This is a genomic window from Paenibacillus tyrphae (assembly GCF_024158745.1).
Classification (GTDB): Bacteria; Bacillota; Bacilli; order Paenibacillales; family NBRC-103111; genus Paenibacillus_G; species Paenibacillus_G tyrfis_A.
Genome location: NZ_JAMZAW010000014.1, coordinates 74645 through 101641, shown reverse-complemented (window position 1 = coordinate 101641; position 26997 = coordinate 74645). Strand labels below are relative to the sequence as shown.

Genomic DNA, 26997 nt, shown 5'->3' with positions numbered 1-26997 from the left:
TGGATGAACTAAGGTAAGCGTGGATGTATTATGTGACACGGGAGCAGATGTATGAACCATCTTTTGCTGGAACTGGCCAATACCCGACAAACGTACAGAAAAATGCTCAATCTGTACTGGATCACCATCGTGCTGACAGCCATTCTCGAATATGCCATATTCCTTTTGGAAGCGGATACTTCGCCCTCCGCCTTCTTTCAAGCCCTGCTGTTTCAAGCGATCTGTTTAACCGCCGTCACCGGAGTCGTAGAAACCCTCTACCGCTACCGTAAACTACAAAGCGATTGGTTGCTCATCTTAACCGGCATTTTCTACGCAACCTCCATTATCCTGATGAACCCGTCAATCGGCATCGTACCCGCCATTTACATTTTTCCGATCCTAACGTCCGTTCTGTCTTTTAACAAAAAACGCATTATCGCCGCCTTCGCCCTCGTGCTGCTGTCCTTCGCCGCCCTCTACCTCATCAGCCCCGAGCTTCGGCTCACCATGCAGCCCGTGCATACGATCGGCATCCTATTCCTGTACACCGGTACGGCCGTTATCGCGCTATCCATTACCAGCAGCGGAATCGAGCTGCTCAACAACCTGAATCATGCAACCGAAGCCAAGCAAGAGCTGCTGGTCAAAAACATTATTATGGACAAGCTGTCCAAGCTGGATGCGCTTACGAGTCTGTACAACCATAAGACGTTCCACGAATATCTCGAAAAGCTGATCGACCAGCACGAGCGCAACGAGCTGCCGCTGCAGCTGGCGATCGTCGATATCGACAATTTCAAAAAAATCAACGATACGTTCGGCCACTGGGTCGGCGATATTATTTTGATGCGCGTGGCAAACACAATTAAAGAAACGGTATCTCCCAACGATTTTGTGGCCCGCTACGGCGGCGAAGAATTTGCCGTCATCTTTACCGACAAGACGCCGGAGGAAGCCTACGATTTGGCCGAGCAGATCCGCCACAAGCTGTCGGTCACCCTGCACCCCGAATTGGATTCGCAGGCGGCGACCATCAGTATCGGACTGCAGACCTATACAAAGGGCCACGGTAAGGAAGGCCTGTTCAAAGGAGCAGACGCTTCCCTCTATGCCGCCAAACGGACGGGCAAAAACAAAACGGTCGTGCAGTCAGCGGTCGCCGACCCGGTGGTCGTGTGATGGCTATAATAGACGGAACCGGTTTAACCATAACCGGCGCCGTCTTTTTTATTGTCCTTCAAACAAAAATGTAAAAAGTATTTAACATATCTATCGAGGATTGGTACATTGTTTTTGTAAAACATGTTTTACATTTCGGTGCTAAAAGGTGTGGCCATGGAAAACCGTATCCGAGAAATGAGGAAAGCCAGAGGGCTGTCTCAGGAAGATTTGGCCTCCGGCTGCGACGTCTCCAGACAAACGATCAACGCGATTGAAAACAACAAGTATGATCCAAGCTTGCTCTTGGCTTTCCGTCTGGCGGAGCAGCTTCATTGCAGAGTAGATGAGCTGTTTATATACCGGGACAACTCAGAAAAACAACAAGATTAACATATCGGAGGAATTACTACAATGAAAGTACGTTTAGGAATGTCTATCTTTTTAGCGGCGCTGCTTGTATTACTTGCAGCGATGGCCATTAAGGATTATAAAAACGGAACGATCGGCACGTCGAGCGTAACGTCGGTTGTCATAGCTCTGGCCGTCTGTCTCCAATTTTTGACCTGGGGTACGGACCGCAAAGCGCAGCAGGATGAGATGGGGAAAATTATCGCGGCGAAAAGCGCCAAAATCAGCTATCACATTTTAACGCTGGCTTTGTTCGTATTTTGGATCGCCGACCGGATCGTATTTGTCCGCAAGGACGATTTCGGCAACCTTTCGCTGTTCCTCGCTCTATGCTTTTGCCTGGTGCTGTATCCGGTCGTTCAGCTGTTTTACGTGCGCCGGTTCAAATAACTCGGCTAAACCCGCCGCGGGCGGATCTACACACAAAAAACCGGAAATGCGCTATCCGCATTCCGGTTTTTTCGCGCTTCCGCAGTCCCAGGATTGTTTTGCCGCCTCAATGTTCAGTACGGTCGGTTTCATTGGAGACTTCGATCAAATTGCCGTCGGGGTCCCGAAAATAGACCGACAAGATCGGTCCTTCGGCACCGGTTCGAGCGACCGGTCCCTCCGTGACCGCAACACCGCACGCTTCTAGATGGCTTAGCACCTCGTCCACCGGCACCTTCGTCAGAAAACAAAGATCCGCAGAGCCCGGCACCGGCTTGTCCGCCTTTGGCTCCCACTCCCGGCCGTGGGGGTGAAGATTGATCTTCTGACGGCCGAATCGCAGCGCCTTCCGGCCTTCGCCGAAAGTTACGACTTCCATTCCCAGCACGCGGGAATAGAAAGCGCACGTCGCTTCCACGTCCGCTACCGTCAATACCAAGTGATCCAATCGTTCGACGTTCATCCTCATCGCTCCTCTGCACCGTATTATGCTCCCAGTTCCAATCTACTCTTTTTTGCCGTGGAAATCGACTTTCCGCATCAACTCTCCATCAGTCCATGTAAAAAAGCGAAGACCTCCGCCCTCCCTATTCCGGAAGGCGCGGCTCTTCGCTTCGCATACGATATAAGATTAACTGAACACAACCGTTTTGTTCTGATGCACGATGACCCGGTCCTCGACGTGCCAGTTGACGGCGCGCGCCAGTACGGTACGCTCGATATGGCGGCCGATCCGCTTCAAATCCTCCACGTTGTCGCGGTGGCTTACCCGCTGGACGTCCTGCTCGATAATCGGTCCACCGTCCAGCTCCTCCGTCACGTAGTGCGCGGTAGCGCCGATAATTTTCACGCCGCGGTTGTACGCCTGTGCATACGGCTTGCCGCCCACGAAGGCCGGAAGGAACGAATGATGGATATTGATGATTTTGTTCGGGAAGTGCTCGATAAATTTCGGCGAAATAATCTGCATATAACGGGCCAAAATAACAGCGTCCACCTGGCCGTCGACCAGCTCGAGCTGCCGCTTCTCCGCCTCCGCCTTCGTATCGGACGTGACCGGAATATGGTGGTACGGAATGCCGAGCGGCTCCACCAGCCCGCGCATATCGTCGTGGTTGCTGATGACCATCGCGATATCGGCATCCAGGTCGCCCGACTGCCAGTGCCACAGCAGCTCCAGCAGACAATGGTCCTCTTTCGAGACGAAGATCGCGAGCCTCTTCTTGCGGCTTGCCCGGGTAATGCTCCACTTCATGTTGAATTCGGCGGCGACCGTCGCGAAGTCGGCTTTCAACTGCTCGCGGCGCGCATCCAGATTATCCAAATCGAACTCGATTCGAATGAAGAATAACCCGCCCTCCGGGTCCATCGTATATTGATCGGACTGCACGATGTTGGCGCCGTGCTCGTACAGGAAACGCGATACCGCTGCCACGATACCGGGGCGGTCCGGGCAGGACACGAGCATCCGTGCGCGATTCGTCAAATTCGTACTTTTCGATTTGGAAGTAACGTTCGAAACCATGCGTTGTTGATCTCCTTCGTAGTCAAAACATAGAATGTCTTTGCTTATACCGTGGCGAACAAATGCTCGCCCGCAAACCACGCGGTCAGGCGGTGGTTGATTTGTTCCTCGCTCAGTTCAGGGAACAGGTTATCTGCGACGATCAGGTCGTACAAGCGCTCCATCGGCTCGCGGCCGTCCGCCTTTTTCGCTTTGGCGTCCGTCTTGAGCACTTCCCAGGTTTGCAGCACGTATGCTCTCGGATCAATATCCTGCTTCGTGAAGAAATGGGCCAGACGCTCGACATCCGACAGGAATCCGTCGCCGAAACGCGTTTTGACCGTACCGCCGAGCAGTGCGATTTCCGCTTCGTACATCGGCCGCTGCGAGCTGTCTTCCTTGCCGATCCACGGCGTCTCCAGAATGAACGGCAGATGCTTCAGCTTCTCATGGTGAACGACGTTATGCATCGCTTGGAAGCCGATCCAACCGGCACCGACAGGGGCATGGCGGTCTTTGGACGCGCCTTTCGGGTTTTTGCTATCGTTCAGATGCACGACTGCAATACGGTCCAAACCAACCGTGCGGTCAAACTGCTCCAGCACGCCGTCCAAATCGTTCACGATATCGTAGCCCGCATCGCTCACGTGGCACGTATCGAGGCAGACGGTCAGCTTGCCGTTGTCTTCCACCTTTTCGATGATGGTGGCCAGCTCCTCGAAGCTGCGGCCCATCTCCGTGCCTTTGCCTGCCATCGTCTCCAGCGCGATGTTGACGTTCGTATCCTTCACGCCGCTCAGCACTTCGTTCAATCCCTGCGCGATGCGCGCCAGCCCGTACTCGGCATCCTTGTCCGTATAAGCCCCGGGATGAAGCACGATCTGCTTCACGCCAAGATAATCCGTACGTCGGATTTCGTCCTGCAGGAAGCGGACCGCCAGCTCGTACGTGTCATCCTTGTAGGAGCCCAGATTGATAATATACGGAGCATGGACGATAATCTCACCGATGCCATATTTCTCCATCACGGCTTTGCCTTCTTCGATATATTGATTTTCGATCGGTTTGCGGCGCGTATTCTGCGGCGCCCCCGTATAAATCATAAACGTTCCGGAGCCGTAAGAGACGGCTTCGTTGGCCGCATTCAGCAGCCCTTTATCCGAAAACGAAACGTGCGATCCGATTCTGACCATGACCGGGAATCACTCCTTTGTTCATCTCACTTTCATCTATTTTACTAGGATCGGGACAAGAAATCTAGAATAGGAAATATTCTCTTGTAGGTTCCGTTTTCCTCCAGCGGAAAGTGAGGTATAATGGAAGGGAGGTGAACGTTTCATGTGGTATGCGATGAACGATGCCCCGGCCGAGGGGTTTATGTGGTTTATCATTTTTTGGGTATTCGTGCTGCTGTTCATGATGTCGGTGGGCGGTTACTTTATGTTCCGCAAGTTTTTCAAGGTACTCCCCCGGGAGGACGGCAAATCGAAGCTGGACTGGCAAAATCATTACGTCGAATCGTCCCGCCACCTGTGGACGGAAGACTCCAAAGCGTTCCTCGACATGCTGGTCGAGCCCGTGCCTACTCCGTTCCGCGACATCGCGAAGCATTCCATCGCCGCCCGGATCGGTCAAGTAGCGCTGGAGGCGAAGGCCGACGCGGTCACGCGGGAGCACTGCATCGAGGGATATATCTTGGCAACGCCCAAGCGCGATTACCGCAGTCTGACCTCGTATTTGGACAAAAAGCAGATCGACTACAGCCCGTTCAAGCATCTGCTTCAATAAATTGCATTTTCGAACAAACATAACGAAGCCCGGACCTGTTCGTCCGGGCTTCGTTGTCATACATCAGGATCAGGGTTCGTCGAGAACCTTCTCCTCCTCGTTCTGATATTGGCGCGCAGCTTCGAGCACGTCTAGATCCGTCTCGCTCTGCCCTTGGATGGCGGCCGCTGCGTCCGCCTGGTTGGCGAGCTGCTCCTCCGCTTGTCCTATGCCGTGCGCGCCTTGATGTCCTCTGCTGGATGCCATGGAAAACCTCCGGTTGTCCGTTTTGTCGGGAAGACACCGTTTAGTATGATCCTTGTGGCGATCCTTTATCCCATTATCCCAGCTCAGGAAGCATCCGGCTTAACCTAAGGCTTCGTAGTAGTCGATTTGGTCTTCTCCTTCTTCTTGCTCGGCTCTACGTCCGACAATTGCACCGACAGCGTCGTCAGATCGTCGGTCCGCTTGTTCTTGTCCGGATTGCGCAGCTGTGAGCGGAGGCCGACCGTCGTCACGCCGCTAACTTGTAGCGTTAGCGGAAACTCCTCCTGCTTGACGAAGCCGACGCGGCCGTCAACGATCACATACATATCGACCTTCTCATCAGACTTCAACGTAATGGTCAAATATCTGGCCCCTTTTGGCTGCACGGCGGCCTCGATTTCGCCCTTCTGTTGCAGATTTTTCACAATAACGCCCTTGTCGTCAAAATAGTCGCTGACTCTAACGATCGATTTATCCGACCAATTGATCGAGCCATCCTGCGAGTAGCCGCCGTTCGGAGGCGTAATCGTATTGCTGTTCGAGTTGTTATTGAAGCTGCTGCTGCCGGAAGATCCGTTCAAACCGCCGGTGCCGCTTGTGCTGCCCGAATCCGTCCCTGTTCCGGCAGGATTGAAAGGAAGCGCTAAATCAACCGTCGTGTAATCCCAGAGCCAGCCGTTCTTTTTCAGATACGTGTACACACGGTCCAAAATCGTTACCGCTTCGGCACGGGTCACGTAGTCTTTCGGACGGAAATAGCCCTGATCGTTCGGCGTCATAATGCCGCTTGCTTTGAGGCTGGCCAGCGCTTTGGCCTGCACGTTGGACAGCTCGTCCCCGCCCAGTTTGCAATCTCCGGTGTTTTTGCCGAGAATGAGCGTGACAAACACATCGTTACTTTCTACGTCCATCAAGCCGTCCTCGACGTACCGTCCGTCCGCTTGGGCGACTTGGTACTCCGCTTCCGTTTTGAACATTTTGACCGGAACGTCTTTCAATTCCGAAACGACCGAGCATACGTCATTGTCGCTATAACGCTTTTCCATCAAACGATTGTCGAAATACGCGTACAACAGCTGGGCAAGCTGCAAGCGGGTCAGCTGCATATCGGGGCGAAAAGCCAAATTTCCGTCCCGGCTCAGCCCATACCCTCCGATTTTGAACGAGCCGTCGTAAATCTCCGATATGGGCTTATGCGCCCAATGCAATTCGGGTACGTCGGTAAAATAAGTAATTTTTTGCATCCCGGTGGCCAGTGCGTTCGGACGATACTTATCGAACAATCGATACACCATAGCCGTCCATTCCGCCTTGCTGATCGTCTTGTTCGGACGGAAGTTGCCGTCGGGATACCCCGTCAGCACCTGCTTATTCGCCATGAGTCGGATCGACTCGACAGCCCAAGCATACTGCTTCGCATCGACATCCGGAAACACATTAACTTCCGCCGCTGCGGGTCTGGGCCACAACGACAACAGCACGGACAACGACATCAGAACTGCAAGCTTGCGGTACCATGAAGAATACATCTTGTTCATTGCGAAACCTCCTATCTCTTTCCTTATTATCGGACGAACGGACGCAGAATGTTACCTTTTGGCAAAATTGCCCACAAAAAAAGCGCACAAGCCGCTACCGAACGCTTATCGTCCGTCATGTGCCTACGCGCAATCTTCTTTATGCCTTTTCTTCGTTTAACAGATTTCTAAGACGACCCGGAAAATCCGTAATGATCCCCGAAGCGCCCGCATCGACGACCCGGCGAAGGTCTTGCGGTTCGTTGACGGTCCAAGGGTAGACCCTCAGGCCATAGCCTGTCGCTTCGGCCACGTCCCCGGCATCGATCGTATGATGCTGCGGATGAATCGAATAGACGTCCAGCCCCTCGGCTGCCGCAGCCATCTGACGATGCGATACGAAATTGGCCACATAAAGCAGCCCCGCCCGCAGATTGGGAATCGCCTCATGCAGCTGCTTCAGCACCTTATGGTTAAACGACGAGACGACCACGCTGTCGAGCCGATTGTACTGTGCAAGCAGCTCTGCCAGTCGTTCCGCCAGCCGCGGAGTGTAGGAGCATTTGACCTCGACGTTGATCATGATTTCCGAAGGAACGAGCTGGAATACTTCTTCCAGCAGGGGCAGCCGCTCCCCGGCGAACCGCTCGTCGAACCAGCGTCCGGCGTCCAGCCGCTTCAGCTCCGCCACCGTCATCTCCGCGATTGCGCCAGTGCCGTCCGTCGTACGTCCGACCGTATGGTCATGGCAGACGATCAATTCCCCGTCAGCCGACAGGTGCACGTCCAGCTCAATCGCGTCCGCACCTTGCCGAAGGGCAAGCTCGAACGAGGCCAGCGTATTTTCCGGCGCCTCGCCTGCAGCGCCGCGGTGGCCGATTACGATAGGTTGTTGTATGGTCATATCCGTTTCCTCCCCTAGTTCAACCGCTTGGGTCTATTATCCAACGGAAGGAACGGGGAGGCAAGCCCTGTTAGGTAATTCCGATGTAAAGAAACTGTAAAATCCGGCACGGGAGCCGCGTCCTAGGATTGCACGGACTCCTCCTGAAGCTGATGCATGATTGTCTTCCGCTTGACGAGGTAGAGCAGGACAAGCGCACCGACGCCGTAAGCTGCCAATATCAGCGCATCGTTCGCGATCGTTGCGGCGTCGCCAATCGAAATCAGGTGCCTGAACCCTTCCACCGCGTAAGTCATCGGCAGCGCCGGATGGATGAAATTGAAAAACCTAGCTTCCATCTCGACCGGATACGAGCCGCTGCTGGACGTCAGCTGGAGCATGAGGATGACGATGGCGACGAAACGTCCCACATCGCTGCCGAGGATCGAGATCAGCATGAACAGAATCGCCGCGAACGTCAATCCGAGCAGCAGCGCGAACCCGTATAAATTAATCGCCGGCAGCACCGTCGGAATTCCGAGCCCCGTATGGAGAATGAAGACCGAAAGCACCGATTGAAACACGCTGACGGAAGCCAGCGCAAGATATTTGTTGATCAGGTATGAGATCGGCCGCTTCGGCATCGAGACGACCTTGTTCAGATCGATAACGAAAAAGAGCACCAACGACCCTACCCACAAGGACAACGCAATAAAATAAGGCGCAAACCCCGTGCCGTTGTTCGGCACCGGATGAAGATTATTCTCCGTCACCTTCACCGGGGAGACGATCGTATTGATCCGCTGCTCCGCCTGCCCATCCATCGCCGCCATGCCTGCCGCCTCGCTAAGCTTCGCGGCAAGCTCCTGCTGCCCGGCGTTAATGTCCTTCAGGCCGGTCGAAAGCTGCGTACTGCCGTCGTACAGCCTCGTCACGCCGTCCTGCAGCTGATGAAATCCGCTGCCGAAGGCATTGAGGCCTTCGACCAGCGCCGTGCTGCCCTGCTGCAGCTGATGGACGCCATTGGCAAGTTGGCCGAGGCGTCCGGACAAATCGTCCACCAGCTGCTTACTGCCGATCAGTTGGTCCACGGTGCTACGCACGGTAGTCTGCATCGCCTGCAGCCCGGCCTGCAGCTCGTTCATATGCGCAGAGAGCTGGTCGCGGGCAACATTAATCTGTTCGATCGACTTGGCGGTGGAACTGCGCACCTGATCAAGCGATGCCTTCGTATCGCGCAAGGCCTGCTCTAATTCGAGCCGCTGTGCATTTGCCGTCTTCAGTTTGTCGACCGCACCCTTGAACCGCTCGCTGCCGGTGATTTCGGCGAACTGCTCGCCAAGCGCCAGCAGATCCGCGATGGCGCCGTCAAGCTGATCCTTTTGCTTTTGCAATCGGCCGCCTATGCCCGAATCCCAGACGCGCTGCAGTTCGTCAACCCGGCGATTCGTATCCTGCAGGGAAGCGCCGATCACATCCAACGCGTTAAGCCCGAACTTCAGCGACTGATTGGAAGCGTCGATCACCTTGCTGAGCCGCTCCGCCTCAGCCGTCAGCTGATTGATCGGCTCCCGTATTTTCGATAGCTGCGCATTCAGCTTGTCGATGCCTCCTGCGCCTAATCCGACGGCCGTATCCAGCCTGATGATGCCGTTCTCCAGTTGGTTCGCGCCGTCCAGCAGCTTCGTCAGCCCTTCCGAGAGCGGCTTCATGCCGTCCTGGGCTTGCTTCAGACCATCCTGCAAGGAAGTCGCGCCATCCTGCGCCTTCTTCGTTCCCTCCGCCAGCTTGGCCGCCCCGTCGGCCGCCTTCTTCAGCCCTTCGCCGCCGTTGAGAATCTGGTCGAAGATGGTGCGCACATATTTCTCCGTCATTTGCTGCTCCAGCTCGTGCCCGACCTTATCTATCACGCTGCGCACCACTTTGACTCCGAGCATGTTGGCCCCTTCGTTGACGGCGTACGAAAGCTGACTCGCTCTGGGCTTCGGAGTGCCGGGGCTATAGGCCGTTTCGGTGAAGTCCGGCGGGATCGTCAGCACCATAAAATAGCGCAGCTTCTCGATCCCCTCCGCTCCTTGCTCCGGGCTGACTTCCGTCCAGGACGTCTGTTTGTCGGCAAGCAGCTTGTCCGTAAGCTCCCGGCCCAGATTAACCGGGTTGCCGTTCTGTGACATTCCGCGATCCAGGTTAACAACCGCCAGCGGCAAATGGGGCAAAAAGTCGGTCGGATTCCAAAACGCCCACAAATAAATGAAACTATACATAAGCGGCAGGACCATCAAGCCGAGCACCGAGCGGCGCGCCATGTTGGAGCTCCACATTTGTCGGATATCGTGCCATGCCATTTGAAAACCGTTCATCGATCGATCCACTCGCTTTTGTCCATAGTTTCTCCAGCTTGCATACGATTTCCTTAGGCCGTGTTTTTAGTATTCTTCGATCTGCAAAACCTATCCTAATCGGTAACGCAAAAAACCTGCCCAGGCTTCGGATTACCGAAAGCGCAGGCAGGTTCATGCATACTTCATTATTTAAATATGTAAGGCTGGGGGAGATCAGATGCGAATATCCAAGTTTTTGCCCAGGTTAGGATGCTGTGCCGCTGCAAAATCTTGAAGCAGCGTAGCCGCTTGGGCAGTCTGAGAATCCTTCATCTGACTTAGCAGAGCAATGCCGACCGCCTGTTTCAATGCGTTTCCGCCGCTAACGGCGTTCAATGCTGCGTTAATTTGCACAAGCTCGCCTCATTTCTTCGGAAGATGGAGCAAACGCTGGAAGTCCGTTCGCTAAGGCCAGTATAATCGAAACAAACAAGCCCTTCAATACAAATAAAGGAAATTGTCGTTTTCTGCCGAACCCTATTCGTATCAACACAATCCTGAAGTAACGCGAGGTGGTCCCCCTGGCTATCCTGCCTTACGTCATCGTAATCGCCGGTATCCTGCTTTTGATCTGTCTGGCTGTCGTTTTTCCAAAATTTTTCAGGCGAAACCGATTCGGCCGGCCCGGCTCCAAATCCCGACCTACCGATAAAAGCCAAGCCAAGCAAAGCTGCTCCTTTTGCCGACGGAAGGTTCCTTCGAAGGAGCTGGCCTTTTACGCCACGGCCGGGAAAGTCGTCGGTGTCTGCCGGGCCTGCCGGCCGAAAGCGGAGCGTCAAGACTTCATGCGCTTATGACTGCCCGCTCCTTATGGCGCTTGGGAACGAATTGACTTCCTTTGAAGCAAGCCATCGGCCGGACGAATCTCTTGTTCTGCTCTCAGGTGCCCAGCACTTTTTTTCCGCGCGGCTCCGACCCACGGGAATCGGGCTCCAGCGTAATACCGATGCCGTCGAAGGAAGTATCCTCAAGCCTCATGTCCCAGGTCAGCACTCCTGCTCCTTGAGAGTCGACCTGGAACGTTCCGCAGTTGGAACGCTTGCCGTCACGCAGCAGCCACACTTGATACGCCTGAGCTCCGTCCGTCGGCCGCAAACCGTGAATCTGCAGCACCAGCTGCGCTTTATTGCCTTGGCGCGTCAACCATCCCTGCCCGCCTGCCGACGGAAGCGCTTGATCAAAAGCTTTCAGCCTGTATTGTCCGATCACTTCCACAGGAATGGCCAGCCGGGCTTCCGGCCGCTCGACAGAGGATTTGAACGGGAGGCCAAGGTCCCCGACGATGGCGGTTCCCGCCCCGCCTACGAAGAAGAACAGCGCAGCCGCTGTATACCCGAGCCCTTTCGTCCACCGCTTGCGGCGCCGGGCCGCCCCATCATTAAGACGCCACTCCACGATCGGCCGCTTATCCGTGGGACGTTCTTCGAGGAGCGTCTCCCCGCCAGCAGACGCAGGCTCTCCAAGCACCTTTCCTAGCACCTGCTCTTTTAAGTCTTCGGGCAATTCCACCAGCTCAGCTTCAGCGGGCAGTGCTTGCCACGTCTGCCAAAGCTCCGCAAGCTCTTGAGTACAAGTCCGGCACGTGGACAAATGACGTTCGAACGCCCGTTTCCGTTCCTCCGAAAGCTCATCTAGAAAATAAGAAAAGCATAGCTCGCATACCGATTCTTCTCGAAACATGTCGTTCACTCCTCTCTCCAAGACGTCATGTGCTTGCGCAGCAATTTCAAGCTTTGGTGGAGCCGGCTTTTCACTGTTCCAAGCGGCTCTTCCGACATCTCGGCAATTTCGCTTAAGGTGTAGCCCTCCCAATAAAACAGCCGGATTAGCTTGATCTGTTGCTCTGACATATATCGGTATGCCTCTTCCAGCTGCTGCTTGAACAACTTCCGGGAGACAGGATCTGCAAAAGGATGGACCTCCGCTGAGCCTAATTCCGCTTCAATCCTATGCTCTAGCGGCACCAAGGCGGATTGTTTTCTTAATTTCCGCAGCTGATCAATCGTCAAGTTACGGGTAACGGTTAGCAGCCAATTGACGAATAACCCCCTTGCCGGATCGTATCCGCTCTCCGTCGTCCAAATTCGGGTATACACTAACTGCACAACGTCCCGGGCAAACTCCGGGTCCTTCCTCGCTTTCATAGCGAACGAATAGACCAGCTTGGCATACCGGTCGTACAGTACATGAAGCGCATCGCTTTGTTTGGCTTTGATTAATTCCATCAATTGCTCGTCCGAATAATGCTGCACGTATCGGAACACCCCCGTCTCTGACGCCACGCTCCTTGTATCGGTTAAAAACGAGTAACAGGAAGCGAATTGACTCCATATTCCGACATTTCTTTTCGTTTGGCAACAAGCAATTTTTAGCCGTTCCACATCAAACAACCCGAGGCCCTCCTTGCGGCGGGTACCCCGGGTTAACGTTCAGTAACATTTTACTTGACGATAATCGTCGCTTTCATCTCTGCTTTATGCGGAGCGCAGTAATACGTATACGTACCCGGCTTGGTCAGCGTGATCGTTTCGGATTCTCCTTCTCCCAGCAGCTTCGTTTCGAATACCGGCTTGCCGTCGCCGCCGAGCGTATCCGATACGGCATTATGCTTGACTTTATCTTTATTCGTAAACGTTACTTTCGAACCCGCTTCGACCGTCAATTCTTTGGCGGAGAAAGCGAATCCGGCCATCTGTACCTGATATTCCTTGGAAGCAGCCGGCTGCTTGTCTTCCTGCTTCAGGCCGGCGCCTTCCGGTTTCGCGGCGAACCACACGTTGTTCACGCCTTGTCCGTTTACTTCTCCAGCCTTCGTGTCTTTCAGGAAATAATAGAGCGGGCTTCCCTTGTATGTCGTTTGCTTCGTGCCGTCCTCCCGCGTAATAACGCCAAAATCTTCTATTTTCAAAGATGGCGGGAGCTGCAGCGATTCCGCTTTGAATACCGGCCAGTTGACTGCGCATTGATCCTTGCAAGCGCTCTGGAACGGCGTATCCTTCGTAAACGTGTAGAGCGTTTTGCCGGAACCGTCCGTCAAATAAGTGCCGACCTTATCGTTCGTCGCGAGACGAACGGACGACGCGGCTGCAGCCGCCGCAGCTTCGGCGGTAACAACCTTTTGGCCGACGAGAGTATCCAGCAACGTCTTGTCTCCGGCCTTCAGCTTCGCCCCAAGCGCCTCCACCGTTGCCGTAGCGATCTGCCCGTTATTCAGATTGCCTGCTTCGGCAATTTTTTTCAAGCCCTTGCCTTCCGCGAAGCGAATCGTATCTGCAAAAGCAAAATCGGTATCCTGCTTATAGCCAAGCGATTCCAAAATCACTTTGTAATACTGCTGCGCCGTGATCGAACCCATCGGTTCGAACCGTCCCGAACCGGTCCCCGTCCACCCAAGCTGCGGATTCGCCTTCAAGTACCCCAATATCGCTTGGTTGCTTTCATTGACCGTGCCGGCATCGTCAAAGTTCACGCCCCCTTTGAAGCTCAGAGCCTCGCTCTCCAAGCCCTGCAGCCGCAGGAACAAAATCGCCGCCTGCAAACGGGTCGTCGATTGGGACAAGTAGCTCGCGGTTACACCGCTGCCGTCGCCCTGCAATACTCCCAGCTCTGCAGCGATTTGCGCATCTGTTTTGATAGCGACCGCCGTGGCCTTGGAATTGTCCGCAGCAGTTGCAGCATTTACAGCCGTTGAGAGCATCAGGGCACTTCCCAGCAGCAGGGCTGCACGTTTCCAACGTTTGTTCATCATCAGATTCCTCCCGAATTTTAAAGGTTTTTAGGCCAATCAATAGAGGAAACGCTGCCAAAGCGAAAACGGTTTGCCGCTGACGCAAAAAATTTTTTTATTGTCCGGAAAAAGCAAAAAGCCCTGAAAATTCAGGGCTTTGCACGATCGGCAAGCTATTTAGATATGCGGTTGAGAGGACTCGAACCTCCACGGGCGTACGCCCACTACCCCCTCAAGATAGCGTGTCTGCCATTCCACCACAACCGCGGATGTATTACTCATTGTATAGGTTTCGCAGGAAAAAGTAAAGTGGCATCCTTTAGCAGAGCATTTCCGCCGGAAACGCCGGCAACAGACACAAGAAGCGAATCTGTTCCGAGGGAAACGGAAGCTGCTCATACAACGGCGAACGCGCAGACGTCATTCGCATCCAGCACCTTCTTGATCTGTTCTTCCAGTTGCTCCATCCTTCAACATGGGAACATCTCCTTTCGGTTATGGAAGTCTGACTTCCTTTCTTGATTACCCGAATGGTAATAAGGCCAAACAATGCTTCGGTTCTCTATGGAACTTGTTTCAATAAGCGGACAACCGGGTTAAATGCATAGTACATTTCTTCCAAAAGGAGCTGATTCGAGTGGATACCAACGTTTTAAAAGGAAAGTGGAGGCAATTGAAGGGTGAAGCGCAAAAGCAATGGGGCAAATTAACCGATGACGACCTTGATGTCATTAATGGGGAAAAGCAAAAGCTCCTCGGGAAGCTTCAGGAGAAATACGGGCATACCAAAGAAGCCGCGCAGGAGGAATACAACCGCTGGGAAAGCGGCTGGCGCGACCGGCTTTAATAACCGCAGGATTAACCGCGTTAAAAGTTTGCATCGCAGATGGATTAGGCCAAAAAAAAGAAAGAGCTCGCATCCGCTTAGATGCGAGCTCTTTCTTTTTGTGATGCGGTTGAGAGGACTCGAACCTCCACGAGCGTACGCCCACTACCCCCTCAAGATAGCGTGTCTGCCATTCCACCACAACCGCAGGTTACCGTAGGGATGCACCCGACGGGTTCTCTCCCTACTACTATGACCCGTAGGGGATACTCTCCGTTTCACTCCGAGACTGCGAAGCGGTTCCTGCCGAAGCTTATGCTCCGACGAACCCGAGGGTTCTCTCCCTACTACTATGACCCGTAGGGGATTCGAACCCCTGTTACCTCCGTGAAAGGGAGGTGTCTTAACCCCTTGACCAACGGGCCATGCTTTGTATGATCGCCGCCTTTTTGAGCGACAAGTGTTATTATAGCGGAATGGGATGAGCTTGACAAGCCTTTTTGCAAAAAAAATTTTCGTCTTTTTTGGAGGTAATCCCTCCCTATGTTACAATCAACTGCAAAAGGACCCCATTCCCCTACAGAGGTGTATTCGATGCTGGTATTCAACCATGCTACCGGTCAGGTTACGGAACAGGAGGCCCGAATTCCGGGCGACAATGAGAACGTCTGGCTCCATATGACAGCCCCCGAAGCGAAGCAGGTAGAACACGTGCTTAAACATCAGTTTCACTGCCACCCGCTTGTGGTCGAGGACTGCATCAAGCTGAATCAGCGTCCTAAAGTGGACCGATACAAAGACCATGTCTTCATGACGTTTTTTGCAGTGGTGGACAAGCAGCTTACTACGGCCGAAATCGCTATCGTGGTCGGTGCGAATTTTGTCATTACCATTTGTAAAGAGCCCCTTCCTTTTATCACCGAGCTCCAAAAGCATTTCTTGCAGGTCGAAGGCAGCATGGAACACAGCGGGCGCATCTTATATTTACTATTAGACCGCTGTGTCGACGACTATACCGACATCATTGATCAGATTGAGGACCGCGTCGACCGCTTGGAGCAAATGATTTACCGTAATCCTTACGTCCATGTATCCCGAGAAATATTTAAATCCAAACGAAAGATGCACCACCTCCGCCGCATTATCACGGAAGAGAAGACGTTACTGGGCACGATAACGCATCAGAGCTTCCCGTATATTCGCCAGGAAGCGGATGTTTATTTTATCGATATCTACGATCACATTTCTCGCGTTGTCGATTCCTTGGACGTATTTCGGGAATCGCTCACCGGCTTGCTTGAGCTGCAAATGAGTATTAAATCCGATCGTATGAACGTGATCATGAAGACATTGACCATTATCAGCTCGATTTTTCTTCCGCTGACCTTTATCGTCGGATTGTATGGTATGAATTTCAAGAATATCCCTGAACTCAACTGGAGCTTCGGGTACGCATACGTTTGGATCGTCATGATTGTTGTCACGATCTCGATGTGGGCTATTTTCAAATGGAAAAATTGGATTTAGCCCGGGCGCACAAACACCGCCGACGCCCCCTCTTAACCTCTCCGTAGATAATAAAAAAACCGCCTTTCGGCGGTTTCGTTTATTATCTACGGAGAGAGAGGGATACTCGCGCTGCGCCCGCGAGACTTCGCGGCGCATGGCTGCCGCTCCGACGAACCTCCGGTTCTCATCCCTCCACGCCATACATAAAAAGGCTACCTTTTCAGGTAGCCGGTCTTTTTATGTATGGCGGAGAGAGAGGGATTCGAACCCTCGCACCACTTACGCAGTCTAACCCCTTAGCAGAGGGTCCCCTTGAGCCACTTGGGTATCTCTCCAAGAAAGAAATGGCTCCCCGAACAGGACTCGAACCTGTGACAACTCGATTAACAGTCGAGTGCTCTACCAACTGAGCTATCAGGGAAAGACAATTTTTAATTTATCATGAATGCGGCTGTAAGTCAAGGGCAAGCAGCTTTAATTTGCCTTTGCAGAAACCGCAGACGTATTTCTTCGGATCGGTCTTGCGTTTACGCATATACTCCGCACTGCAGCTTGTACAAACGAGCTTGTACCGGTAAGGCTCGGTGCGCTTCAACTCCTGCGGGAGCGACCGGCAATAGCGCGTCCCTCCGACCTTGGCCAGCAGCCGCTTGAAATCGTCATCCCGGTGCCGGTACCCTCCGCCCAGCAAATGCAGGTGGTAATGGCACAATTCATGCTTAATAATTTTCTCCACGTCGGCGGCTCCGAACTGTTCATACTGCAGCCAGCTGATCTCGATATCGTGCGTCCGGGTGAAATATCGCCCTCCCGTCGATGTTAATCTCCGGTTGAACCTCGCCCGATGCAAAAAAGGACACCCGAACGACGACAGCGATATTTGCTCTACCCACAGCTGCAGCTGTCGGTCATCCATCGTTTTCCCACCCTTACTCTCTGGTTTCTCTTCGTTTCTCTCTTGAATTGTAACCGCAGGTTAGGCTAAACTGTCAAGTAGGAATCTGGAATTGCTTCGGACAAATCATCCCTTTGACCCATAGAGAGGAGTTTAACCCGATGTTCAAAAAGAAATGCGCCCTGCTTAAGCTGGAGGACCAGATCGAATTCGTGGAAATGCCCGCTACCCATATGTACCAACTGGCCGCACTTAATCAACGTCTGCATAAGGAGCTGGACAAGCTGACCGCGCCTAACGTCCCTGGACTGCCGGTATTTATCGCAGAATTCGACGGGCTTGAGCTTGTGCACCCGGGCTATACGCTCCAGCACGGCCTGGAATACATCAATCGACTGGAACAGACCTTCAGCGCAATCCAAGCGCAAGAAAAAGAGTATCCGCTCATCTCCCTCTTGACCGAGATTCGCGCGCTTCAAGCACAGCTTGAGCAGTGGTACGAAGACGAAGAAGACTTCGCGTAAAAAGGACCTGCACCCGAAACGGCTCCCGCCCATATGCTGTATAGTGTACGGCAGCTAGACGGGAAGGGACTGATGGTGTTGCCACAATGGCTTTGCAACCAGCTGATGCGGGCATTTTACAACAAAAACCGACGGCAAATCCGTTTGCTGAACGATTGCTGGTTTTTTTACCGCACCCGCAAAAGCGAGACGGACCCCACGACATCCCAGCTTCAATAAAGATGAGCTCACGCTCAAAAACAAATAGAGCATACGCCAGAGCGAAGGACGCGGCTTCCGCTACATCCCTTTTCTCCGGCTTATGCTCTATTTTATGCTTAAGAAGGCTTTTTCATCGTCAGACCGACGCGGCCCTTTTTCAGGTCGACGTTGAGCACCCATACCGTCACGACATCCCCTACGGACACGACGTCCATCGGATGCTTCACGTAGGAATTGCTTAACTGCGAAATATGAACGAGCCCGTCGTTTTTGATGCCGATATCAACAAAAGCACCGAAATCAATCACGTTGCGTACGGTTCCCTGCAGCTCCATGCCCGGCTTCAAATCTTCGATCTGCAGCACGTCCGTGCGGAAAATCGGCGCCGGCAGCTCCTCCCGCGGATCGCGTCCCGGCCGCTGCAGCGAATCGAGAATATCGCGCAGCGTCGGCACCCCGACGCCAAGCTTCGTAGCGAGCTCTTCCGGCTCTAAGCTTTGCAGCATCGCTTTCAGCTCGGCACTGCCAAGCTGCGACAGCTCCAGCTTCAGCTCACGGAACAGCTTGTCCACCACGTCATACGACTCCGGATGAATCGGCGTGTTATCCAGCGGATTGCCGCCTCCTGCGATCCGCAAAAAGCCGACGCACTGCTCGAACGCCTTCGCTCCGAGCCGCGGAACCTTTTGCAGCTGCGCTCGGCTCGTAAATTTCCCATTGTCGTCTCGGTATTTTACAATATTTTTGGCAAGCGTGCTGTTGACGCCCGACACATAGGACAGCAGCGACGGAGACGCCGTGTTCACGTCCACGCCCACATGGTTCACCGCCGACTCGACGACGAACTTCAGGCTCTCTTCGAGCCTTTTTTGCGTGACGTCATGCTGGTATTGGCCGACGCCGATCGCTTTCGGCTCGATTTTGACCAGCTCCGCCAGCGGGTCCTGCAGCCGCCGCGCGATGGAGATCGCGCTCCGCTCCGCCACGTCCAAGTCCGGGAACTCCGTCTGTGCCAGCTTGGAAGCCGAATAGACGCTCGCCCCCGCTTCGTTGACGATCAGATACTGGAGCTTTCGTGCCTTTATCTCACCGATCAGCTCGGCCACGAACTGCTCCGTCTCGCGGGACGCCGTCCCGTTGCCGACGACGATCAATTCGACGCGGTAAGCGTCGATCAGACGCTTGAACGTCGCTTTCGCTTCCGCTATTTTGTTATTCGGCGGCGTCGGGTACGTGACGGCGATCTCCAGCATTTTGCCCGTATCGTCGACGACGGCAAGCTTGCAGCCTGTCCGGTACGCGGGATCGACGCCAAGCACCACCTTGCCCTTGACCGGCGGCTGGAGCAGCAGATTGCGCAGATTTTCAGCGAATACCTCAATCGCTTTTTTCTCGGCCTTCTCCGTCATTTCATTGCGCACTTCCCGCTCAATGGACGAGGCGATCAGCCGTTTGTACGCATCTTCAATGACAGCCGTCAACGTGTCGCGCACGATGGAAGGCCCCTTGATCACTTGCTTCGCGATATACTCGTGAATCCGTTCGACCGGAACGTCCAGCGCCACCTTCAGCACTTCTTCCCGCTCTCCGCGGTTAATCGCAAGAATCCTGTGCGGCGGCAGCTTGCGGACCGGCTCCTGGTAGCTGTAATACATTTCGTAGACTGATTCCTGCTCGGCGTCCCTGGCTTCGGTCCGCAGGATGCCCTGCTCGAACGTGTGACGGCGCACCCACGCCCTGATTTTCGCATCGTCGGCGATTTGCTCCGCAATGATATCCATCGCGCCTTGTACGGCTTCCTCGGCCGTCTGGACGCCTTTCTCCTCGTTTATATACTTACCCGCTTCGGCAAGCAGATCGCCCTGCTTGGGCTGCGTCAGAATCCAGAGCGCCAAAGGCTCAAGACCCTTCTCCTTCGCCACGCTCGCGCGCGTCTTGCGCTTCTGCCGGTACGGGCGGTACAAGTCCTCGACTTCCTGCAGCTTAACCGACTGCTCGATTGCCGTACGCAGCTCGGCCGTCAGCTTGCCCTGCTCGTCGATCAGACGGATGACCTCCAGCTTCCGGTCCTCCAAATTGCGCAGATACGTCAGCCGCTCTTCAATGTCCCGCAGCTGATTTTCGTCGAGCTCTCCGGTCATTTCCTTCCGGTACCGGGCGATAAAAGGAATCGTATTCCCCTCATCCAGCAGGCCGACCGTCGTCTTTACACGCCCCGCCGCGATTTGCAGCTCGGACGCGATCTGCTTCAGAATGCACTCCTGAATCGCCGTTTTCATCTCTTCCGTCAGTTCCACAACCGCCCGAACTTCTTCTGTCAGTCCCGTTTGCTCTTTTGCCATCCGACTTTTCTCCTCCCAGACATAAAAAAGCGAGGGTACCCGCACCCCCGCCTCGTCAGCATGTTAAAACTCAATCAGACCTACGCTTATTTGCAAAGCTTCATCGACCTTGCGCATGGTTTCCTCATCCAAGTGCGTGATTTTGTCCGTCAGGCGCTGCTTATCGATGGTCCGAATCTGCTCCAGCAGGATGACCGAATCCCTGTCAAAACCGTGCGCTTCCGCGTCAATCTCCACATGCGTCGGCAGCTTGGCTTTTTGAATCTGCGCCGTAATCGCCGCTACGATCACCGTAGGACTGAAGCGATTGCCGATATCATTCTGAATGATCAGTACGGGCCGAATGCCGCCCTGCTCCGAACCGACGACCGGTGAAAGATCCGCGAAAAAAACATCGCCACGTTTGACAATCAAGCGTCACACCCCGCTTACCAGGCGGTCCAGCGTGTTGTCCGCTTCTTCCTCCGCCTGAAACGCTTCCGAGGCCATGTTCAGGTTGATCTTAGCCATTTCCATATAGCCACGCTGCATCGATTCGCGCAAATGCCGTTTCTTACGCTCCAACAAGTAAAGCTTCATCGCCTGACGGATAAACTCGCTGCGGTTGGAATTTTCCTTCTCCACCAGATGATCGACCTCCTGCAGCAAATAATCCGGCAAGCTGATCATGATTCGCTTCGTGTTATGCGCACCCGCCACCTATACATGCACCCCCAAAAACATACAAGAACCTATTTCCATTATGGCAAACTTCCAGATAAAATATACAAAATCAATATATGCCGAAGGTATAGCAATTATGTTATACCTTGACGCGCTCCGCAGCATTTTGCCTCTATACTTATTCGCGGCAAACCAAGAAAATCCTCTCATGTTAGGAGAAAAAATTCAATGGCAAATGCGCCCAGTTCTTTTTTTGGACAAAAAGTATGGCTTCCCGCGAAGAGATTGCACAGGCGGCGGAGCCTTGGGACGGGCATTTGGCTCTGCTATAGTCGGCTTCTTCCGCCCGACGCTTGTCGGTAAGCACAACGCCGGGACTGTCGGACGCCGGAGGACTGTTTTGAATGCAGGAGCCTTTGTTATGCCTCCGGCTCCCATACGTGCCGCAGCAGCGGATTCACTGACCGGGCTGCGCAGCCTTCCTTCATATACACGCGAGGTACCCGGTGCGAAATCATGCAGACGACCTCATAATTGATCGTTCCGAGCCATGCTGCGTGCTCTTCCGCCGTAATCCGGTCTTCGCCCTGGCTTCCCAGAATTACCACTTCTTCGCCCATTTGGATATCTGGCATTTCGGATACATTCAGCATGCATTGGTCCATACAAATTCTTCCTACCACAGGGACGCGCCGCCCCCGAATCAACACTTGCGCCTTGCCGGTCAGCATCCGGGAAAAGCCGTCCGCATACCCGATCGGCAGCGTCGCAATCGTCTCCTCGCCCTGCGTCCGGTAGACGATGCCATAGCTGATCCCTGAACCCTTGGGCACTTGCTTCACCATGACGACGCTGGATTTGATGCTCAAGACCGGCTGCAGATCAATCTGCTGCTTATTCACTTCTTCAGACGGATACAGTCCGTACATCCCGATCCCAAGCCGTACCATATTAAAAGATAAATTCGGCGTATCAATCCCCGCAGCGCTGTTCCCGGCGTGAACGTACGGAAATTGAATTCCTTTTTGCGTAAAATAATCGACGACCCGCTCGAATCGGCCGTACTGCTCAAGCGTATAGCTCTTGTCGGTTTCGTCCGCGCAAGCGAAATGGGTAAACAACCCTTCCACTCGAATCCCCGGCGTCCGCATCGCCCGTTCAATCAGCGCGATCGCTTCTTCCGCATCCGTTAAGCCGAGCCGGTTCATCCCGGAGTCGATCTTAATATGAATATTCAACGGGCGCTGTTTAGCCCCTAAACGTTCCCACGCATCCAGCAGCTCATGGGTATATATATTGAGCGTAATCCCATTGGCCCATGCAGTTTCCAGCCCTTCCGGGGGCGTATAGCCCAATACGAGGATCGGAGCTGTAATACCTGCTTGCCGAAGCTCCAAACCCTCATCCAAAAAAGCGACCGCAATATATTCCACGCCGCATTGCAGCGCCTCCCGACATACCTCCACCGCTCCGTGTCCGTAGGCGTCCGCCTTGACGACTGCCATCATGCTTACATGTTCCGGAAGCACCCGCCGAAACTCGCCCAAATTATGGCGCAATGCATCCAATGAAATTTCCACCCGGGTCGGCCGGTAAAACGAATCCACCTGATCCACCTTCTTCGGTCTCATAAAATCAAGGGAAGCCGCTTACGAGGCCACAGCTTGCACCTGTAAAGAAGCTTCCCGTTAAAAAATTCATATGATCATGGTAATGCGTACCGCCGACCCTGTCAACGAACAAAATAGTAATATCGCGCCCGTCAGTTTTTGATGATTAGGCGTTCGTTGCGTGTTACGGAACCGAATCACAGTCATCGGATTGCTGCTTTCAACTATTTACCGATTTCCCCCTGCACCGCTTGCGCTACCTTAATCATCTCCGTCGCCGGCAAGTCCCCTGTAGATAAGCGGAATTCTATGCCGTCGTAGGTCCAGGTCAATGTTTTCTTCGCATCTCCGGTTACAACGCCGAGCGTAAAGCCCAGATCTAAGATATCCCCTGGTAAGATCGATACCGTCTGTACCTGCGGACGCGATTCCACTAACGTATAGTTATATTTTCCGGAGTAGCGGAGCATGACCGCTTGTTCTTCGCCCAGCTTAAGCTCCGTCACGTCTTGTTTCTTCACGCCGCTCGGCATGTAGCGCGGTTCGATGATGCCGAACGACTGCTGCTTGGAAGTGTCTTTTTTGGCGCCTGCAGCTGTCGCTTGCGCTCCGTTGGCCGCTGCCCCCTTGTCGCTTCCGGCTTCTGCCGCCGTGCCTTGGTTGCCGCTGGCACTGCTCGTCTTCGAGCTGTCGCTGGTTCCGGGTGTGGCAGCACCCTTGCTGTCACCTGTAGCTGTGCCTGCGCCTGCTGCATTGCCTTTGTTCGTGCCCGCTGCTTCGCCTTTTGCATCAGATCCCGCCCCTTGTCCTGTAGCGGTTCCGTTTGTTCCTGTCCCTGTACCGTTACCAACCGCCGTTCCTTTGCCGCTAGCCGCCCCCGTACCGGCCTTAGAATCGGTCGTTCCCGATTTCTCACCGGCTTTCGAATCCCCTTGCATCATCGTCGGCAGTGTCTTTAGGTTCCAGCCCGTCATATTGCGCTGCATGTCAAATTGATCCTTCTCAAACTTCGTACCAAACTCAAATTGATCGAATTTTACAATGACCATCACATTGGAGTTGGCATCTGACACTTCCACATGCTGTGGAGCGTAGTTTCTCTTGTCCAGCCACACCTTCTGCCGCGCCAAAGAACCGTTCTGGTAATTCGCCACTACATCGAATACATAGGCCTTCTCGTCCGACGTAAAATGCCGTTCATTGTCCATCAGAATGCTTTGGACGAGCGACTGGTATAAGTAAACTTGGCCTTGATTCTCAGGCCAATCGCTTTGGAAGCGGAAGCTTTTGTTCAAATGCGGTGTCAGCACGAATACCCCGTCATCGTTGCGCAGCACAATTTGCGTAATATCCTTCTTCGCATTCGTCAGCGAGATCCGATAGAACGAAGGGGCCTGAAAACTAACCTCCACGTCGTATTCCTGAGGATCCTGCCCCGTACGCAGCGTCATCTGCCCTTTCCCGTGATAGCTCTGCAGCTTGCTCATCACACCGTCCAATTCCTTTACTACCGATCCTGCATCCTTTTTGCCGCACCCGGATACCACCAGGCTTAAACAAACCATCACAAGGGCCACCACCCACGTGAACCGCCGCATCGTCTCATCCCCTCCACCACATAATCAATCCAGATTGATATCATGTCTATGTAGGGACTTGGCCAATTATGCAGACAAGGTTTGGCGAGGAAATAAAAACTCCTATAACGGGTTGGTTATAGGAGTTATCCAAATTAATTTTATGATGAAACCGAAGATATCACTTTGTCTCCCCTCTTCTTCATCAATAACTTTTTAACATAGCCGGTTGCTTTTATTTCAATGAATTTATAAGACAAGTCTGAAATAATTATTGATAAAACAATAGATAGAAAAGCGTAGATCATAAATGAAAAAGATGAGGAAACCTTAAAGAAGAAACTTATTTTAGGTACAAGGATTTTTAAAGGGAACATAACGAAAGTGTGCCACATATATAAACTATAACTTATTTTCCCAAAATATCTTAATAGTTTTGTATTAAGAAATTTAGAAAATAAGCCATGCTCGAAAATAACTGTCTGAAAAAAAAGAAAACTTAACAGTACGGGTACAATAATTTTGAAGTTTTCAGTATGATAAGAAAAAAACATTAATCCTAAAAAAATAATACCATTAAAGTAAAATACTTTACGAGATTCGTACCATTTTTTCAACTTGTTCTCACACAAAAACAAAGCAACACCTACAATGAAAAATAACATGTTGGGATGAAATGAGGTTATAATTATACAAGTAAGAACCAGAAGTATGTAACAAATATATTTTAAAACATTATGTATCAGGTTTTTTCTAATGATAAAAACAACAATTCCCGAGATTATGTAAAATAAAAATTCATAGCTTAAGGACCATGCTACAATTTGAGCTATAGGAAGTGGAAAGATGCCTGGTAATAGAAATAAATTCGAAAAGAAGTGTACGATATACTTTACAAGATCGATATCTTTCATCCATTTATATCCTATTATGGGTCCAATTGAAAAAATGAATAAATGTAATGTTAGAAAAACTGGATAAATTCGTAATATTCTGTTGAGAAAAAAATGTCCGATCGTCTTACTGTTTATTAAGCTGCCAATAATCAAGTATCCGCTGATAATGAAAAAAATATTTACTGATATTGGACCTGCATAATTAATAAGGTAAAACAAATTTTCTTTAGGTATTTCCACTATATATTTTTCCAATACTGCAGATCCATAAATATGAAATAACAACACTGAGACAGCAAGGAATCCTCGCAGTCCCTCCATAGTCCCATTAATCTTTTTACTCATTATTAAAACCTCCTCAACTCCCCCCTCCTGCTAGTTTAACATCGGCTGTTTAAGGGTAAGCCACTAAATTCATATCTTTAAAACACGAATGAAGCACCAGCTCAAAGGATGCCAGTGCCTCAAACAGTAAACTCCAAAATACAAGATACAATTTTTTGAAGATGTTGCTCTATAAATTAATATGCATTTTTATTAACAAAGCCATTGATGATCGTCTTCCAAATAATCTTGATATCGAACAAAAAGCTCCAGTTCTCAATGTAGAAAATATCGTACTTGATCCGATCCTCTATGGACGTATCGCCGCGCAGCCCGTTGGACTGAGCCCAGCCGGTAATCCCGGGGCGAATATGATGCTTCACCATGTACTTCGGAATTTCTTCCTTAAATTGTTCTACGAAATACGGCCGTTCCGGCCGGGGGCCAACAACACTCATATGTCCGAACAATACGTTGAAAAACTGGGGAAGTTCATCCAAGCTTGTTTTTCTCAAGAACGTGCCGAACTTTGTTTTGCGCGGATCATTTTCTGTCGTCCATTGGGTATCGGAAGATTGTTCTGTTTGTATTCGCATCGAGCGAAATTTATACATCATGAAATTCCGTCTGTTCAATCCGACGCGCTCTTGCTTAAAGATAATAGGTCCCGGCGAGGTGATTTTCACGCCGATGGCAATAAGGATTAATAATGGCAGCGTAATAAGGATTGCAGCTAACGAAAATGCAATATCAAAGGCTCGTTTGAAGAAGCGATTTCTAAATTCATCCAACGGAATATCTCTAACATTAATTAACGGAATACCTGCAAAATTATCAAAATACGGCTTGGACGGAAGATAATCGAAATAATCAGGAATAATTAACGTTTTAACTCCGGCTTTCTCACAAGTATTGATAATTTTTCCGAACTTATGATGGGCGTCCAATGGCAAAGCAATGATTACTTCGTCAATTAGTGTCTTTTCCAGAATGGCCTCAAGTTCATCGACCCGTCCAAGGATAGGTTTGTAGTTTTCAAAACCGACTTCATGACAATCATGAAAATCATCTAGGAAACCCACTACTTCATAACCCAACTCGGGATGCTTCAATAAATTCCGGTAGAATCTCTTACCGATCGAACCGGCTCCCAAAATTAAGACGAATTGTTTGTTGTATCCCTTCTGTCTCAAACGCTTCAAAGAGGTCTTAAGGATATACCGATAAAAGCTAATAGCAAGTATATTATTTACCAAAAATAACAGCAGAAAAGAACGCGAAATGTCAAGCTCTTTAAAAATAAACAGGAAGCTTAATAGAATTAACAAGCTTATCGTATAAACCTGAATGATCGTAAATAGCTCATAAGAAAACTTTTTCCTGCGCTTCGGCGTGTAAAAGTTGAAAGAATAGCTTAAGAAAATCGCTATGCCGCCGTATATTAAGCTCCACAATGCATAGCTATGAAGTGGGAGCGGATTATCAAAGGGAATCCAACCGCTTTTAAACTTTAGCCACCATGAAAATAAGAAAATGAGCTGCACGCAAATAAAGTCAGTAAAAGCATAAATTTGTGATAAAAACCCCTGACTTTGCCGTACCAT

28 protein-coding genes and 5 tRNA genes are annotated in these 26997 nt (G+C 51.9%); 8 read left to right on the top strand and 25 right to left on the bottom strand.

Annotation, left to right across the window (positions count from 1 at the left end; genetic code table 11):
* Positions 1-51 precede the first annotated feature (51 nt).
* The 3 genes from NI000_RS21170 (at position 52) to NI000_RS21160 (ending at position 1941) form a co-directional block, all read left to right on the top strand.
* A complete protein-coding gene (locus NI000_RS21170) occupies positions 52-1161 on the top strand; it encodes a GGDEF domain-containing protein (RefSeq protein ID WP_253413401.1) in 1110 nt (369 codons plus the stop codon).
* Between the two features lie 156 nt (positions 1162-1317).
* Positions 1318-1533 (top strand): helix-turn-helix transcriptional regulator, encoded by a 216-nt coding sequence (locus tag NI000_RS21165; RefSeq protein ID WP_253413400.1) that lies wholly within the window; start codon positions 1318-1320, stop codon positions 1531-1533.
* Between the two features lie 21 nt (positions 1534-1554).
* Positions 1555-1941, top strand: coding sequence for a hypothetical protein (locus NI000_RS21160; RefSeq protein WP_253413399.1), 387 nt, complete (start codon positions 1555-1557; stop codon positions 1939-1941).
* 106 nt (positions 1942-2047) lie between these two features.
* On the opposite strand, the gene NI000_RS21155 is transcribed toward NI000_RS21160, so the two are convergent.
* The 3 genes from NI000_RS21155 to NI000_RS21145 form a co-directional block, all read right to left on the bottom strand.
* Positions 2048-2443 (bottom strand): VOC family protein, encoded by a 396-nt coding sequence (locus NI000_RS21155; protein WP_253413398.1) that lies wholly within the window; start codon positions 2441-2443, stop codon positions 2048-2050.
* Between the two features lie 168 nt (positions 2444-2611).
* Positions 2612-3505: a formyltetrahydrofolate deformylase gene (purU, locus tag NI000_RS21150; protein WP_253413397.1), complete on the bottom strand. Its 894-nt coding sequence runs from the start codon at positions 3503-3505 to the stop codon at positions 2612-2614.
* A 44-nt stretch (positions 3506-3549) separates the two neighbouring features.
* A complete protein-coding gene (locus NI000_RS21145; protein ID WP_253413396.1) occupies positions 3550-4677 on the bottom strand; it encodes a deoxyribonuclease IV in 1128 nt (375 codons plus the stop codon).
* A gap of 145 nt (positions 4678-4822) precedes the next feature.
* Here NI000_RS21145 and NI000_RS21140 point away from each other — a divergent pair, with 145 nt between their 5' ends.
* Positions 4823-5272, top strand: a complete 450-nt coding sequence (locus NI000_RS21140) for a DUF2621 domain-containing protein (protein WP_082420497.1) — start codon at positions 4823-4825, stop codon at positions 5270-5272.
* Between the two features lie 69 nt (positions 5273-5341).
* Here NI000_RS21140 and NI000_RS21135 read toward each other — a convergent pair whose 3' ends face one another.
* From NI000_RS21135 to NI000_RS21095, 10 genes are all read right to left on the bottom strand, one after another.
* A complete protein-coding gene (locus tag NI000_RS21135) occupies positions 5342-5518 on the bottom strand; it encodes a hypothetical protein (protein WP_193394438.1) in 177 nt (58 codons plus the stop codon).
* A 104-nt stretch (positions 5519-5622) separates the two neighbouring features.
* Positions 5623-7056, bottom strand: coding sequence for an S-layer homology domain-containing protein (locus tag NI000_RS21130; protein WP_253413395.1), 1434 nt, complete (start codon positions 7054-7056; stop codon positions 5623-5625).
* Between the two features lie 139 nt (positions 7057-7195).
* A complete protein-coding gene (locus tag NI000_RS21125; protein ID WP_253413394.1) occupies positions 7196-7939 on the bottom strand; it encodes a glycerophosphodiester phosphodiesterase in 744 nt (247 codons plus the stop codon).
* 122 nt (positions 7940-8061) lie between these two features.
* Positions 8062-10278: a YhgE/Pip domain-containing protein gene (locus NI000_RS21120; RefSeq protein WP_253413393.1), complete on the bottom strand. Its 2217-nt coding sequence runs from the start codon at positions 10276-10278 to the stop codon at positions 8062-8064.
* Positions 10279-10473: 195 nt separating this feature from the next.
* Positions 10474-10653, bottom strand: coding sequence for a putative motility protein (locus NI000_RS21115; RefSeq protein WP_253413392.1), 180 nt, complete (start codon positions 10651-10653; stop codon positions 10474-10476).
* Positions 10654-10834: 181 nt separating this feature from the next.
* Positions 10835-10963: a hypothetical protein gene (locus NI000_RS36780; protein ID WP_301292611.1), complete on the bottom strand. Its 129-nt coding sequence runs from the start codon at positions 10961-10963 to the stop codon at positions 10835-10837.
* A gap of 215 nt (positions 10964-11178) precedes the next feature.
* Positions 11179-11979 carry an anti-sigma factor gene (locus NI000_RS21110; RefSeq protein ID WP_253413391.1) on the bottom strand — a complete coding sequence of 267 codons (801 nt, stop codon included), beginning with the start codon at positions 11977-11979 and terminating at the stop codon, positions 11179-11181.
* 5 nt (positions 11980-11984) lie between these two features.
* Positions 11985-12581, bottom strand: coding sequence for a sigma-70 family RNA polymerase sigma factor (locus tag NI000_RS21105; protein WP_253413390.1), 597 nt, complete (start codon positions 12579-12581; stop codon positions 11985-11987).
* A 158-nt stretch (positions 12582-12739) separates the two neighbouring features.
* Positions 12740-14044 (bottom strand): plastocyanin/azurin family copper-binding protein, encoded by a 1305-nt coding sequence (locus NI000_RS21100; protein WP_253413389.1) that lies wholly within the window; start codon positions 14042-14044, stop codon positions 12740-12742.
* A gap of 166 nt (positions 14045-14210) precedes the next feature.
* Positions 14211-14293: transfer RNA gene (locus NI000_RS21095), tRNA-Leu, on the bottom strand.
* 370 nt (positions 14294-14663) lie between these two features.
* On the opposite strand from NI000_RS21095, the gene NI000_RS21090 reads away from it, so the two are divergent.
* A complete protein-coding gene (locus tag NI000_RS21090; RefSeq protein WP_253413388.1) occupies positions 14664-14873 on the top strand; it encodes a CsbD family protein in 210 nt (69 codons plus the stop codon).
* A 104-nt stretch (positions 14874-14977) separates the two neighbouring features.
* On the opposite strand, the gene NI000_RS21085 is transcribed toward NI000_RS21090, so the two are convergent.
* Together NI000_RS21085 and NI000_RS21080 are read right to left on the bottom strand one after the other, a co-directional pair.
* Positions 14978-15060 (bottom strand) — tRNA-Leu (locus tag NI000_RS21085).
* Between the two features lie 145 nt (positions 15061-15205).
* Positions 15206-15277 (bottom strand) — tRNA-Glu (locus NI000_RS21080).
* 169 nt (positions 15278-15446) lie between these two features.
* Between NI000_RS21080 and corA the strand changes: the two genes are divergently transcribed.
* Positions 15447-16379, top strand: a complete 933-nt coding sequence (gene corA, locus NI000_RS21075; RefSeq protein ID WP_253413505.1) for a magnesium/cobalt transporter CorA — start codon at positions 15447-15449, stop codon at positions 16377-16379.
* 226 nt (positions 16380-16605) lie between these two features.
* On the opposite strand, the gene NI000_RS21070 is transcribed toward corA, so the two are convergent.
* The 3 genes from NI000_RS21070 to NI000_RS21060 form a co-directional block, all read right to left on the bottom strand.
* A tRNA-Ser gene (locus NI000_RS21070) sits at positions 16606-16696 on the bottom strand.
* Between the two features lie 10 nt (positions 16697-16706).
* Positions 16707-16782: transfer RNA gene (locus tag NI000_RS21065), tRNA-Asn, on the bottom strand.
* Between the two features lie 18 nt (positions 16783-16800).
* Positions 16801-17277: a SprT family protein gene (locus NI000_RS21060; protein ID WP_253413387.1), complete on the bottom strand. Its 477-nt coding sequence runs from the start codon at positions 17275-17277 to the stop codon at positions 16801-16803.
* A gap of 140 nt (positions 17278-17417) precedes the next feature.
* On the opposite strand from NI000_RS21060, the gene NI000_RS21055 reads away from it, so the two are divergent.
* Together NI000_RS21055 and cmpA are read left to right on the top strand one after the other, a co-directional pair.
* On the top strand, positions 17418-17780 hold the full coding sequence (locus NI000_RS21055; RefSeq protein ID WP_253413386.1) for a hydrolase/acyltransferase: 363 nt from the start codon (positions 17418-17420) through the stop codon (positions 17778-17780).
* A gap of 72 nt (positions 17781-17852) precedes the next feature.
* A complete protein-coding gene (gene cmpA, locus NI000_RS21050; RefSeq protein ID WP_010494556.1) occupies positions 17853-17999 on the top strand; it encodes a cortex morphogenetic protein CmpA in 147 nt (48 codons plus the stop codon).
* Positions 18000-18097: 98 nt separating this feature from the next.
* Here the strand turns inward: cmpA and NI000_RS21045 are convergent, their stop codons facing one another.
* The 7 genes from NI000_RS21045 to NI000_RS21015 form a co-directional block, all read right to left on the bottom strand.
* A complete protein-coding gene (locus NI000_RS21045; RefSeq protein ID WP_253413504.1) occupies positions 18098-20260 on the bottom strand; it encodes a Tex family protein in 2163 nt (720 codons plus the stop codon).
* Positions 20261-20386: 126 nt separating this feature from the next.
* A complete protein-coding gene (locus tag NI000_RS21040; protein WP_010494553.1) occupies positions 20387-20737 on the bottom strand; it encodes a type II toxin-antitoxin system PemK/MazF family toxin in 351 nt (116 codons plus the stop codon).
* 3 nt (positions 20738-20740) lie between these two features.
* Positions 20741-21022, bottom strand: a complete 282-nt coding sequence (locus tag NI000_RS21035) for a CopG family ribbon-helix-helix protein (RefSeq protein WP_010494551.1) — start codon at positions 21020-21022, stop codon at positions 20741-20743.
* Between the two features lie 383 nt (positions 21023-21405).
* Complete coding sequence (gene alr / locus NI000_RS21030; protein WP_253413503.1) at positions 21406-22593, bottom strand: alanine racemase; 1188 nt, start codon at positions 22591-22593, stop codon at positions 21406-21408.
* A 227-nt stretch (positions 22594-22820) separates the two neighbouring features.
* Complete coding sequence (locus NI000_RS21025) at positions 22821-24194, bottom strand: outer membrane lipoprotein-sorting protein (protein WP_253413385.1); 1374 nt, start codon at positions 24192-24194, stop codon at positions 22821-22823.
* 140 nt (positions 24195-24334) lie between these two features.
* Positions 24335-25414 carry an acyltransferase family protein gene (locus NI000_RS21020; protein WP_253413384.1) on the bottom strand — a complete coding sequence of 360 codons (1080 nt, stop codon included), beginning with the start codon at positions 25412-25414 and terminating at the stop codon, positions 24335-24337.
* 176 nt (positions 25415-25590) lie between these two features.
* On the bottom strand, positions 25591-26997 hold the full coding sequence (locus NI000_RS21015) for an undecaprenyl-phosphate glucose phosphotransferase (RefSeq protein WP_253413383.1): 1407 nt from the start codon (positions 26995-26997) through the stop codon (positions 25591-25593).

What these genes read in the sequence shown, in the direction of transcription:
- NI000_RS21170 (WP_253413401.1), top strand. Translation starts at nt 52, where the DNA reads ATGAACCATCTTTTGCTGGAACTGGCCAATACCCGACAAACGTACAGA.
- NI000_RS21165 (WP_253413400.1), top strand. Translation starts at nt 1,318, where the DNA reads ATGGAAAACCGTATCCGAGAAATGAGGAAAGCCAGAGGGCTGTCTCAG.
- NI000_RS21160 (WP_253413399.1), top strand. Translation starts at nt 1,555, where the DNA reads ATGAAAGTACGTTTAGGAATGTCTATCTTTTTAGCGGCGCTGCTTGTA.
- NI000_RS21155 (WP_253413398.1), bottom strand. Translation starts at nt 2,443, where the DNA reads ATGAACGTCGAACGATTGGATCACTTGGTATTGACGGTAGCGGACGTG.
- purU (WP_253413397.1), bottom strand. Translation starts at nt 3,505, where the DNA reads ATGGTTTCGAACGTTACTTCCAAATCGAAAAGTACGAATTTGACGAAT.
- NI000_RS21145 (WP_253413396.1), bottom strand. Translation starts at nt 4,677, where the DNA reads ATGGTCAGAATCGGATCGCACGTTTCGTTTTCGGATAAAGGGCTGCTG.
- NI000_RS21140 (WP_082420497.1), top strand. Translation starts at nt 4,823, where the DNA reads ATGTGGTATGCGATGAACGATGCCCCGGCCGAGGGGTTTATGTGGTTT.
- NI000_RS21135 (WP_193394438.1), bottom strand. Translation starts at nt 5,518, where the DNA reads ATGGCATCCAGCAGAGGACATCAAGGCGCGCACGGCATAGGACAAGCG.
- NI000_RS21130 (WP_253413395.1), bottom strand. Translation starts at nt 7,056, where the DNA reads ATGAACAAGATGTATTCTTCATGGTACCGCAAGCTTGCAGTTCTGATG.
- NI000_RS21125 (WP_253413394.1), bottom strand. Translation starts at nt 7,939, where the DNA reads ATGACCATACAACAACCTATCGTAATCGGCCACCGCGGCGCTGCAGGC.
- NI000_RS21120 (WP_253413393.1), bottom strand. Translation starts at nt 10,278, where the DNA reads ATGAACGGTTTTCAAATGGCATGGCACGATATCCGACAAATGTGGAGC.
- NI000_RS21110 (WP_253413391.1), bottom strand. Translation starts at nt 11,979, where the DNA reads ATGTTTCGAGAAGAATCGGTATGCGAGCTATGCTTTTCTTATTTTCTA.
- NI000_RS21100 (WP_253413389.1), bottom strand. Translation starts at nt 14,044, where the DNA reads ATGAACAAACGTTGGAAACGTGCAGCCCTGCTGCTGGGAAGTGCCCTG.
- corA (WP_253413505.1), top strand. Translation starts at nt 15,447, where the DNA reads ATGCTGGTATTCAACCATGCTACCGGTCAGGTTACGGAACAGGAGGCC.
- NI000_RS21060 (WP_253413387.1), bottom strand. Translation starts at nt 17,277, where the DNA reads ATGGATGACCGACAGCTGCAGCTGTGGGTAGAGCAAATATCGCTGTCG.
- NI000_RS21055 (WP_253413386.1), top strand. Translation starts at nt 17,418, where the DNA reads ATGTTCAAAAAGAAATGCGCCCTGCTTAAGCTGGAGGACCAGATCGAA.
- cmpA (WP_010494556.1), top strand. Translation starts at nt 17,853, where the DNA reads ATGGTGTTGCCACAATGGCTTTGCAACCAGCTGATGCGGGCATTTTAC.
- NI000_RS21045 (WP_253413504.1), bottom strand. Translation starts at nt 20,260, where the DNA reads ATGAAAACGGCGATTCAGGAGTGCATTCTGAAGCAGATCGCGTCCGAG.
- NI000_RS21025 (WP_253413385.1), bottom strand. Translation starts at nt 24,194, where the DNA reads ATGCGGCGGTTCACGTGGGTGGTGGCCCTTGTGATGGTTTGTTTAAGC.
- NI000_RS21020 (WP_253413384.1), bottom strand. Translation starts at nt 25,414, where the DNA reads ATGAGTAAAAAGATTAATGGGACTATGGAGGGACTGCGAGGATTCCTT.
- NI000_RS21015 (WP_253413383.1), bottom strand. Translation starts at nt 26,997, where the DNA reads ATGGTACGGCAAAGTCAGGGGTTTTTATCACAAATTTATGCTTTTACT.